The sequence below is a fragment of the Saccharopolyspora sp. 6M genome (assembly GCF_020176775.1).
Classification (GTDB): Bacteria; Actinomycetota; Actinomycetes; order Mycobacteriales; family Pseudonocardiaceae; genus Saccharopolyspora_C; species Saccharopolyspora_C gregorii.
The window spans coordinates 1-8,833 of record NZ_JAIUJZ010000012.1; the positions used below are offsets into that span (position 1 = coordinate 1).

The 8,833-nt window shown below is 76.1% G+C and carries 7 protein-coding genes; all 7 read left to right on the forward strand.

Annotated elements, in window-relative coordinates:
- The first annotated feature begins 255 nt into the window (after positions 1–255).
- Genes LCD31_RS02130 through LCD31_RS02160 form a run of 7 tightly spaced genes read left to right on the forward strand, consistent with a single transcriptional unit; the run spans position 256 to position 8,696 of the window.
- Positions 256–1,236, forward strand: coding sequence for a UbiA family prenyltransferase (locus tag LCD31_RS02130; RefSeq protein WP_224955704.1), 981 nt, complete (start codon positions 256–258; stop codon positions 1,234–1,236).
- Entirely contained in the window at positions 1,236–2,606 is a 1,371-nt protein-coding gene (locus LCD31_RS02135; RefSeq protein ID WP_224955705.1) for an NAD(P)/FAD-dependent oxidoreductase, read from the forward strand. Before LCD31_RS02130 ends, LCD31_RS02135 begins: the two co-directional genes overlap by 1 nt.
- Position 2,607: 1 nt before the next feature.
- Entirely contained in the window at positions 2,608–4,170 is a 1,563-nt protein-coding gene (locus LCD31_RS02140) for a class I adenylate-forming enzyme family protein (RefSeq protein ID WP_224955709.1), read from the forward strand.
- Entirely contained in the window at positions 4,161–4,955 is a 795-nt protein-coding gene (locus LCD31_RS02145) for a methyltransferase domain-containing protein (protein WP_308011262.1), read from the forward strand. The genes LCD31_RS02140 and LCD31_RS02145 overlap by 10 nt, the downstream gene beginning before the upstream one ends.
- Positions 4,952–6,631, forward strand: a complete 1,680-nt coding sequence (locus LCD31_RS02150; RefSeq protein WP_224955706.1) for a CoA transferase — start codon at positions 4,952–4,954, stop codon at positions 6,629–6,631. The genes LCD31_RS02145 and LCD31_RS02150 overlap by 4 nt, the downstream gene beginning before the upstream one ends.
- Positions 6,628–8,244, forward strand: coding sequence for a class I adenylate-forming enzyme family protein (locus LCD31_RS02155; RefSeq protein ID WP_224955707.1), 1,617 nt, complete (start codon positions 6,628–6,630; stop codon positions 8,242–8,244). Before LCD31_RS02150 ends, LCD31_RS02155 begins: the two co-directional genes overlap by 4 nt.
- A complete protein-coding gene (locus LCD31_RS02160; protein WP_224955708.1) occupies positions 8,241–8,696 on the forward strand; it encodes a carboxymuconolactone decarboxylase family protein in 456 nt (151 codons plus the stop codon). The genes LCD31_RS02155 and LCD31_RS02160 overlap by 4 nt, the downstream gene beginning before the upstream one ends.
- Positions 8,697–8,833 lie beyond the last annotated feature (137 nt).

Genomic DNA, 8,833 nt, shown 5'->3' on the forward strand with positions numbered 1-8,833 from the left:
CGCCCTGCGGCCCCCCGGTGACAACCCCGGGGGGCCGCCCCCACCACGCGGGTGCGCCGCCGGGGCCCCCCGCGCACGCGGGGGGCCCCCCCCCCGCGGGGCCCCCCCCGCGGATCCTCGCCCTCCCGATCTACCCGCACCTCACCGACGCGGAGGTGACCCGGATCGCCGACGCCGTCTGCGAGTTCACCCGCCACCGCCCGCGCGCGCAGGCGCCGGGCACCCGCCAGTCCGGAACAGGAGCAGCACGACACGATGACCAGTGACCTGCACGCCGCGCCCGAGCGCATCGGGGCGGCTCGGCCGGAGAGCAAGGCCCGCACCTTCGCGCGGCTGGGCAAGCTCGACGTCTACGACTACTACCTCAGCGTGCTGGTGGTCGGTGCGGCCGCGCTGCCCGCCGCCGGGTTCGCCGCCGGCGCCGAAGCGCTGCCGATGCTGCTGCTGTTCCTGCTCGGCGAGGTCTGCACGCTGGTGGCGCTGGTCTCGCTCGACGACGTGACGGGGTTCCGCGACGGCAGCGACATCGCCAACTACGGGCCGAACGACCCGCTGCGCAAGAAGCTCCGCAAACCGCTGGTGGCCGGCACGCTCACCGAGCGGGAGGCGCTGGGGTTCGGCTGGGCCGCCGCCGGGTGCGGGGCGCTGCTGTGGGGCGCGGCCGCCGTCGTCGCCCCGCACCGTCCGATGTGGACGCTGGTGCTGATCGCGGTGACGTTCGTGATCGCGCTGCAGTACTCCTACGGCCTCAAGCTCAGCTACCACGGCTTCCAGGAGGCGTTCCTCGTCGCGCTGGGCGTCGCGCTGGTGCTCGCCCCGCACGGGCTGGCGACCGGCGAGTTCTCCGGGTTCGTGCTGGTGCAGGCGGTGCTGTTCGGCCTCGGGCCGCTCATGTTCGGGGTGTACTCCAACACCAACGACGTGGCGGGCGACCGGGCCGTCGGCCGTCCCACGGTGGCCGCGCTGACCTCGCCGCGCGGGAACGCGCTGTTCATCGGGGCGCTGTCGCTGGGCGAGTTCCTGCTGTGCCTGGGCGCCTCGCTCACCGGGGTGGCGCCGTGGTGGTTCGCGGTGCTCGTGCTGCCCGGCAACGCGCTGCGCGCCCGGCAGTACCACCTCGGGTTCCGGGCCGGCGACATCATGCGCGCCCGGCGGCTGGGGTTCCGGGTGCACCGGCTGTACGTGGTGCTGCTGGTCGCGGCGAACCTGCTGGCGGCGTTGGGGGGTGCCCGCTGATGAGCGGCGACCTGGACGTGGCCGTGGTGGGCGCAGGCATGGCCGGGCTCGCCGCCGCCACCGAGCTGACCCGGGCCGGACTCGACGTCCGCGTGTACGAGGCCGCCGGGCACGTCGGCGGGCGCACCGCGAGCGTCCGCGTCGACGGGTACACCATCGACACCGGCGCCGAGCAGCTGTCCCCGCGCGGCTACCGGGCCACCTGGGAGCTGCTGTCCCGGGTGGGCATCGAGGACCACGAGATCCCGCCGATCAGCAGCCCGATCTCGATGTGGCGGGACGGCCGCGCGCACCCCGGGGTCGCCGAACCTCGCGGGCTGCTTACCGGTGCCGGGCTCTCCCCGCTGGCCCGGGTGGACCTGGCGCGGTTCCAGATGTGGCTGGCGCGGCGCCGCGGCGAGTTCGACACCGACGACCCGCAGCGCACCCCGCTGGCCGACAGCACGGTCGCCGACTTCGCCCGCCGGTACCACCCGGACCTGCACGACTACCTGCTGCAACCCGTCGCGGGCACCTTCTTCGGCTGGGACACCGGGCGGTCCTCGGCGGCGGTGATGGTGTCGCTGCTGCTGGCGGTCGGCGACGCGTCGAACTGGCGGACCTACCGCGGCGGGATGGACACGCTGGCGCGGCGGCTCGCCACCGGGCTGGACGTGCGCACCGGGCAGGAGGTGCACCAGGTCGTCTCCACCGGTTCCGCGGCGCGGCTGCACGTCGGCGAGGAGGTCGTGACGGCCCGCGCGGTGCTGCTGTGCGTGCCCGCGCCGGTGGCCGCGCGGCTGCACCCGGGCGCGCCGGAAGCGGAGGCGGACTTCCTGCGGGCCTGCACCTTCACCCCGGCGCTGAAGGTGAGCTGCCTGCTGGACCGGCCGCTGGCCCCGGAGCACGGCGCCCCGCCGTACGTGCTGCTCACCCCGGAGGCCGAGGACGCGGCGCTCTCCGCGATCCTGTTCGACCACCAGAAGCACCCGGACCGCGCGCCACCCGGGACGGGGCTGCTGACGCTGATGCCGAACGCGCGCACCACGGCCGGCCTGCTGGAGCTGCCGGACGAGGAGGTCGTGGCGCGGTTGACCGGCGCCGCGGCCCGCTACCTGCCGGAGCTGCCCGCGGCGAACCGCCGGAACTTCGTGCACCGCCACCCGCACGGCCTGCCGGAGGCCACCCCGCAGGCGCTCGGCCTGCGGTCGCGGTTCATGGCCCGCCGCCTGCGCCCCGTCGACTACGCCGGGGACTGGGTGATGCTGCGCCCGGCGAGCGAGGGCGCGGTACGGGCCGGCGCACTGGCCGCTTCCCGGGTGCTGAGCAGGTTGCGCGCCCCGTTGAGCATTCCGACCCAGGCGAGGAGCCGACGCGTTGAAACCGCATGACATGGGCGTCCTGTTCGACGAGTGCGCGCGGCGCGGCACCGCGACGACGGTGCGGCTGGACCGGCCGTTCGACATCGCCCCGGACGGCGGCTCGTCGTACCGGGTGGCGGAGCTCGCCGAGCTGGTGCGGACCGCGGCCGGGTGGCTCGCGGCGGCCGGGGCCGGGCGCGGCGACCGGGTGGTGATCGTGAAGGAGAACCACTGGGACTACGACCTGCTGGCCTGCGCGGCGGTGCGGATCGGGGCGGTGCCCGCGCAGCTGTCGGCGGAGCTGTCCGTGGCGGCGCTGGAGCAGCTGCTCAAGCGGCTGGACGCCGCCGTGCTCGTCACCACCGGCGCGCTCGCGCGGCGCTGCGCGGAGCAGGGCCTGGACCTGGTGTCCACGGCGCGGACCGCGCTGCTGCTCGACGGGGAGGCACCGGGCGCGGTGCGGCTGGACGACGTGCGCGGCCGGACGGCCCCGGCGCCGCGGCTGCGCTCCGACGACGAGCCGCTGGTGATCAACCACACCTCGGGGACGACGGGCGTGCCGAAGCTGGTGGTGCACTCCACGCGCACGATCATCGGGCAGCTGGCGCGGTTCGAGTCGAACCCGGTGCCGCTGATCGGGGTCCGCCGGGACGACGTGGTGGTGAACGCGAGTTCCTACGCGCACGGGCGGACGTTCTGCTGGACGGCGGTGGCGCTGAGCCGGGAACCCCGGGAGCTGGTGGTGCTCTCCTCGCACGACCCGGACCACGTCGATCCGGTGCTGCGCGCCTACCCGCCGACGATCGTGGAGGCGCTGCCCGCGTCCTACGTGCGGTTCCGGTCGCTGACCGAGCGGCTGGACAACCCGTTCCGCCGGGTGCGGCTGTTCATCAGCACCTACGACGCGGTGCACCCGCCGACGATCCGCGCCTACCTGCACGCCTCCGCGCACCACCGTCCATTGTGGATGCAGGGCTGGGGGCAGACCGAGACGGGGCCGCTGACGTTCCGCTTCCACACCAGGCGTTCGTCCGCGCGCGGTGCGCGGAGCGTGGGCCGCCCGATCCCGGTGAAGACCCGGCTGCGGGTGGTGGACCCGGACACGTTCGCGCCGGTGCCGCGCGGGACGCCGGGCCTGGTGCTGGCGCGGACCGCCGCGCGCTGCCTGGACTACGAGGGCGAAGCGGAGCGCTGGGCGGCGAAGGCGCGCGGACCGTGGTGGAACACCGGGGACATCGGCGTGCACCACCGGGACGGGCACGTGTCGCTGCTGGACCGCGAGGTGGACAGCACGCCGCGGCTGAGCTGCCTGGAGACCGAGGACGTGCTGGAGGACCGGCTGCCGCAGGCACAGGAGTGCGTGGTGCTGGGACGTCCGGACGACGTCCCGCTGCCGGTGGTGGTGACCGCCGACGGAGCGCTGCCGGGCGGGGCGTGGCGCCGGGCGGTGCGCGGGCTGCCCGCGATGGCCGAACCGGTGGTCCTGGCCTGGGACCGGGTGCCGCGGACCGGCACCGGGAAGGTGCGGCGCGCCCTGCTGCTGGAGCGGCTCACCGGCAGCACCGAGACGCCGGGGTCCGGGCAGTGGACGTGACGTGCGAGGCGGCGCCCCGGGATTACGCCTTCGCCCGGGAGCACGAGCGCGCCCGGCACCGCTACCTGTCCGCCGCGCACGACCCGCTCACCTTCACCCGCCTCGCGGAGACGGGGGTGGGCGACGGGTGGCGCTGCCTCGACGTCGGCGCGGGTGGTGGCGCGGTCGCGCGCTGGCTCGCGGAGCGGGTGGCCCCGTCCGGCAGCGTGCTGGCGACCGATCTGCGGCCGAACCCGGGTTCCCGGCCGCCGGTGGTGGGGCACGACGTGGTCGTCGATCCGCTGCCCGCGGAGGAGTTCGACCTGGTCGTGGCGCGGCTGGTGCTGCGGCACCTCCCCCAGCGGGACGCGGTGCTGGCGAAGCTGGTGCGCGCGCTGAAACCGGGCGGCTGGCTGCAGGTCGACGAGTTCGACACCTCCTACGAACCGCTGCTGCTGGCCGCGGACGAGGAGTCGGCGCTGCTGTACGAGAAGTTCCTCGCGGCGAAGGAGGCGGCGATGCGCGGCGCGGGCGTGGACCCCGGCTGGGGCAGGCGGGTGCCGCTGGCGATGCACCGGGCCGGGCTGGTCGAGATCGACCCGCGCCCGCGGGTGCAGCTGCGGCACCGCGACGGCGCGGACCTGCTGCTGCTGGCGCAGGCGGCGGTGGACATGCGCGCGGAGCTGATGGCGGCCGGGATGACCGGGGCCGAGCTGGACCGGGTGCGGGAGGTCGTGCTGCACCCGGACTTCCGGGCGACGTCCTGCCTGATGTATTCGGTGCACGGGCGGAAGGCCGCGCGATGAGCGGGGCGCCCACCTCGGAGCGCGCGGCGGCGCGGGTCGCCGCGGAGGTCCGCGACGCGTTGCGCGGCGAGCCGGACGTGACCTGCGAGATCGACTGGTCCGGGCCGGTCCGGGCAGTGCTGCCGGACGAGGACGCGGTGCAGGCGGCGTGCGGGATCATGCAGGTGCACGGCAGGGCCGCCGGGCGGCCCGCCGCGCTGGGCGTGGACTACGCCTCGGTGGTGGCGGGCGTGCTGGCGAGCCAGGGCGAGCTGGCGGCGGCGATCGCCCGGGCCCGCGGCGCGCGGGTGTCCCGGGTGCGCACCTCGGTGGCGGAGGCCGCGCTGCTCGCCGTGCAGCAGTACCTGGCGGTCGCCGCGACCGAATCCGACGACGCGGAGCCGCGTGCGGACCCCGGCGGTGGGCCGCGGCCGCCGTTCACCACGGCCGACGGGGTGCGCTGCGAGCTGGAGACGCTCGACGCGGAGCCGTGGCTGCGGTTCTGGCGGACGCTGGGCGCCGGGAACGCGGCGATCTCGCGAGGTTGGGGGCCGTTCCAGCAGCGCTTCGGGACGGCGTGCTGCCCGTTGCCGCCCGAGCTGCACGAGGTGGTGGGCCGCACCCGGTTCGCCGAGGTGCTGGCCGCGGCGGCCGAGTCCGGAGTGGCGGTGCTGCCGGTCCGGGAGGATCCGGTGCCGCCGTGGGAGGTTCCGGCCTGCACGACGACTCCCCTGGGCTCGGCCGGTGCCCCGCTCCGCCCGCGCGGCGCCCCGGCGGCCGGGCCGCTGGACGGCCTGGTCGTGGTCGAATCGACGCGGCGGGTGCAGGGCCCGGTCGCCGGGCACGTGCTGCGGATGCTCGGTGCCGAGGTGGTCCGCGTCGAACCGCCCGGCGGCGACCCGATGCGCGGCATCCCGCCGACCGCCGGTGGCACGTCGGTGCGGTACCGCTCGCTCAACGACGGCAAACGGGTCGTGGAGGTGGACATCAAGTCCGCCGCCGGGCGGCGGGCCGTGCACGAGCTGGTGGCGGACGCCGAGGTGTTCGTGCACAACTGGGCGCCCGGCAAAGCGGCGCAGCTCGGCCTGGACGCCGACGACCTGGCGCGGTCCGCTCCCGGCCTGGTCTACGCGTGGGCGTCCGGGTGGGGTGGCGCGGCCGGACCGAATCCCCCGCTGGGCACCGATTTCCTGGTGCAGGCGGGCGGCGGGCTGGCCGCGGCGCTGTCCCCGGCGGGCGCCCCGGTGCGTCCGTCGCTGATGACGTTGACCGACGTGCTCGGCGGACTGGTGTGCGCGCACGGCGTGCTGCGCGCGCTGCTGCGCCAGGTGCGCGCCGGGGCGGGCGCGCGGGTGGACACCTCGTTGTTCTCCGCGGCCGGGCTCGTGCCGCGGGCGCCGCGCGCACGACCGGATCCGCTGCGCGGTCCGCTGCGGACCGCCGACGGTTCGCTCGTGCTGCCGCGGGGGATCGATCCGGCCACCGCGACCGCCGCGTTCGGCGGCGCGCCCGGCGAGCTGCCGACCCGGTTCCGGGAGCGGACCACCGGGGAGTGGGTGCACCGGGGCGCCGCGGCCGGGCTGGTCGTCACCCCGGTGTGCGCGGACCTGCGCGACCTGACCACCGACGACCGGTTCGGCGCCGCGCTGGGCCGCGCCGAGCACGTCTTCCCGCTACCCCCTTGGGAGTTCTCGTGACCGACACCGCCCCCGCCCGGCTCGCGATCGGCGACCGGGTGCCCGCCGCGCTGCGCGCGCGGTGGATCCGCGCCGGGCACTGCCCGGACCGCGACGTGCACACCCTGTTCCGCGCGCAGGTGCGCGCCCACCCGCGGCAGGAAGCCGTGCTCGACGCCGACGGAGTGCTCGACTACGCGGAGCTGGACCGCGAGGTGGACCGGATCGCGGCGGCGCTGGACCGGGCCGGCATCGGCCCCGGTGAGGTGGTCGGCATCCGGATGCCCAACGGCCGGCGGATGGTCGTCGCCGAACTCGCCGTCGCCGCGGTCGGCGCCGTCGTCCTCGCCTACCCCGCGGGCCGCGGCAGCCGGGACACCCGGAGCCTGCTGGGCCGGTCCCGGGCGGCCGCGGCGATCTTCGGGAGCGCGGCGGACGCCGACGACGCCCGCGAGCTGCCGGAGCTGCGCCACGTCTTCACCTTCGGCGCCGGGGAATCGGGCCCGCGCTCGCTGGACGACGCGCCGGCCGCGCGGTGGGCGGCACGGGAGCAGGACCCGGAAGCACCGGTGCGCATCCTCGTCACCTCCGGTTCCGAGGCGGAACCGAAGATGATCGCCTACTCGCACAACGCGATGGCCGGCGGCCGGGCGAACTACGTGCGGGGCCTCGCGGACGCGGCGCGGGAGCCGGGGCCGATGCGGGCGCTGCTGCTGATGTCGCTGGCCTCCTCCTACGGCTCCTGCGCGACCCACGTGGCGATCGCCGCGCTGGGGGCCACGATCGTGCTGGCCGACGGTTTCGACCCGGCGCGCACCTTCGAGCTGATCGCCCGGCACCGGCCGGGCCACGTGTTCGGGGTGCCGACGATGCTGCGCCGCCTCGCCGAGCACCCGGCGGCGCCGGACGAGGACCTCTCCTCCGTCCGCGTCGTCGTCTCCAGCGCGGCCCCGCTGTCCGAGGTGACCCGCGACGCCGCCGCGCGCCGGTTCGGCGCCCAGGTGATCAGCGTGTACGGCTCGTCGGACGGCATCAACTGCCACACCGCCCGCACCCCGGACCAGCCCGGCACCGGGCTGCCCGACCCGTCGGTCGCCGAGATCAGCGTCGTCGGCGCCGCCGGGGCCGAGGTTCCGCGCGGGGAGAGCGGCGAGATCCTGGCCCGCGGCCCGATGACGCCGCTGGGCTACGTGGCCGCCCCCGAGCTCGACGCTCGCTACCGCACCGCGGACGGCTGGGTGCGCAGCGGGGACCGCGGGATGCTCGACGAGCGGGGACGGCTGCACGTGCTGGGCCGGTTGCACCAGGTCGTCTCGCGCGGCGGCTACCACATCAGCCCCGCCGAGGTGGAGCGGCAGATCGCCGCGCACCCGGCGGTGGTCGACGTCGCCTGCGTCGGCGTTCCTGACGACGACCTGGGCGAACGGCTGTGCGCCTGCGTCAGCGGCACCGCCGAGCTCACCCTCGCCGGGCTCACCGCCTTCCTGGAGGAGGAGCGCGGCCTGGAACGCCGCAAGCTGCCGGAGTTCCTGGTGGTGCTGCCCGAACTGCCGCTCGCGCCGACCGGCAAGGTCTGCCGCCGCACCGTCACCGCGCTCGCCACCGAACGCACCGCACCGGGAGGAACCCGATGACCGCCACCGCCCGCCTCGACCTGCTCTCGCTCACCCCGAACGGTTTCGCGGACCTGCGGCGGCTGGCCGAGCGCTCCGGTGCCGACGCGCAGGACGCCGGTCTGGACCCGATCCTGCTGGAGCTGGTGCGGTTGCGCGCCTCGCAGCTCAACGGCTGCGGGTTCTGCACCGGCCTGCACGCGCGGCAGGCGCTGGAGCACGGCGAATCCCGGCAGCGCCTGGACGAGCTGCCCGACTGGGCCACGTCGTCCCGGTTCGCCGCGCACGAACGCGCCGCGCTGCTGCTCGCCGAGTCGGTGACGCTGCTGCCCGGGGGCCGGGTGCCCGACGAGCACTACCGCGAGGCGCAGGCCCACTTCGACGAGCCCCAGCTCGCCCACCTGCTGTGGACGATCAGCCTCATCAACACCTTCAACCGCCTCGCCATCAGCACGGCACTACCACGGGGCTGAGCGCGGGCGCCCCGAGCACCGCCCGCGCTCATCAGCCGGTGGTCGCGGCGGAGCCCGACAACGCCGCCCGCGTCCCGGAGGATCGTCCTGCCTTCGTCGGCTCGGTGGTCCCGCGCACCGGAATCATCCGGCAGCGG

Coding starts and splice junctions, on each gene's coding strand:
- LCD31_RS02135 (WP_224955705.1), top strand. CDS start 1,236: ATGAGCGGCGACCTGGACGTGGCCGTGGTGGGCGCAGGCATGGCCGGG.
- LCD31_RS02150 (WP_224955706.1), top strand. CDS start 4,952: ATGAGCGGGGCGCCCACCTCGGAGCGCGCGGCGGCGCGGGTCGCCGCG.
- LCD31_RS02140 (WP_224955709.1), top strand. CDS start 2,608: ATGGGCGTCCTGTTCGACGAGTGCGCGCGGCGCGGCACCGCGACGACG.
- LCD31_RS02160 (WP_224955708.1), top strand. CDS start 8,241: ATGACCGCCACCGCCCGCCTCGACCTGCTCTCGCTCACCCCGAACGGT.
- LCD31_RS02130 (WP_224955704.1), top strand. CDS start 256: ATGACCAGTGACCTGCACGCCGCGCCCGAGCGCATCGGGGCGGCTCGG.